Here is a 1,387-nt window from a genome sequence, read left to right as displayed (position 1 = left end):
CCCTGCGCTGTACTCATGGCCATGGGGACTTCCGCCCAAATCTTCGGATGAAGCCTCGATGCTGTCATCAAGATACGTCCGTCCTGGTGGACTGTGCGCTGCTATGTCGTAGCCCCGCCGTGCAGAGGAGTTGCTTTCCTTCATATTATGATCTCGTGAATTTTCATTGGATGGAGTAATGACTCATCACTTCATTGTATTCGATGTTTGAACGGATCTGCGTGACTGCTGTACCTACTGCTCAGGTCGTCTTTGTACAAGGAGTCCGTGGACTGGTAACTTCGTCGCTCGAAGCAGTTGTGCGCAGTAGAATAACCGGAACGGCACAGCGTTCCCCCGTTCATTTACTTGTATTGTAGCCAGTCATACTTAAAGGAATGACGACAAGTAGGACTTCATGATCTGTAAAGCACGCGAATGTAGCACAAACTGAAACGGAATCTGCGAGGGTTAGTGATCGGTCAGTACAGGGGGTGCAGNGCAGTGATTAGTTGGAGAAGACTCCACCTCCCTGTCAGATTCAAATAGTTTGGCGTGGTCAGAGGTGCGTATGGAGAAAGAACGAAATTTCCTCGCTACTTGCGACCGATGCGGAAACGCATATTCCGCTACAATTACCGATGACGAGGAAATTCTTCCGCTTGGAGCTCGAAATGGTTGCAGATGCGGTGGAGAATCGTTCTCCCGAGTAGACGAAGAAGATTTTGACGAAGCTACTGACGACGATTAATCAGTATGCATCTGTACTTGCCACGATTTTCACGCCGTACTCTGAATAAAGAAATCGTACTATTATCAACTTTTAATCACATATCATCAGCCTCACGCGGATCAGAAACAAATTCGTAGCACCCAGAATTGTACTTGTTTTTTAAGTGACCAGCTAGTGCGAGTCGCTGAATCCGGTTCTGGACCGTTTGTCGGACAGGGTCACCAAGTTCTGATAGTGTTCCACGATCGTCGAGTGCTCGGTACACTTCTGTTGGAGTTGCCCGGCCCCACGGAGAATCAGGCCTCCCTTCAAGAAAATAATCAAGAATGGCAGAGTCCAGGGCATCGACATCGTTGGGACTAAGCGTCACAGGTTTGATTGTGCTCATCGATTTGCTAATACCTGTCGAATAAATTTTGCTAAAAAATTTATAATTGTCTTTGCTAATAACTTTGCTGATAGCAAAAAGTAAGTAAGAGTAGTTAGTACTGTGTTTTGCCGCCTCTAAGAGCGGCAAAAGGCAAGCACAGGATGAATTCGTCTCAGGCACATCCCCTGATGGCAGACGCAGGATACCGTGGTGGGTATCCAGTACTTGGTGGTAGGAAGAGGGCATCGTGGTGGGTGCCCTGCAAGGGTTCCTACTTCCTCCTTCGGACGAATTACGGGTGCAAG

1 protein-coding gene is annotated in these 1,387 nt (G+C 48.0%); it reads right to left on the bottom strand.

Annotated features, from left to right (window positions below):
• Window positions 1-806: 806 nt before the first annotated feature.
• Window positions 807-1,387 (bottom strand): hypothetical protein (locus C495_RS17510; RefSeq protein ID WP_206538425.1); only part of this gene is annotated, 581 nt, incomplete at its 5' end.

The sequence above is a fragment of the Natronorubrum sulfidifaciens JCM 14089 genome (assembly GCF_000337735.1).
Lineage (GTDB): Archaea > Halobacteriota > Halobacteria > Halobacteriales > Natrialbaceae > Natronorubrum > Natronorubrum sulfidifaciens.
Note: the sequence above shows the minus strand (reverse complement) of the source record. Positions and strands in the feature narration are given on the sequence as shown.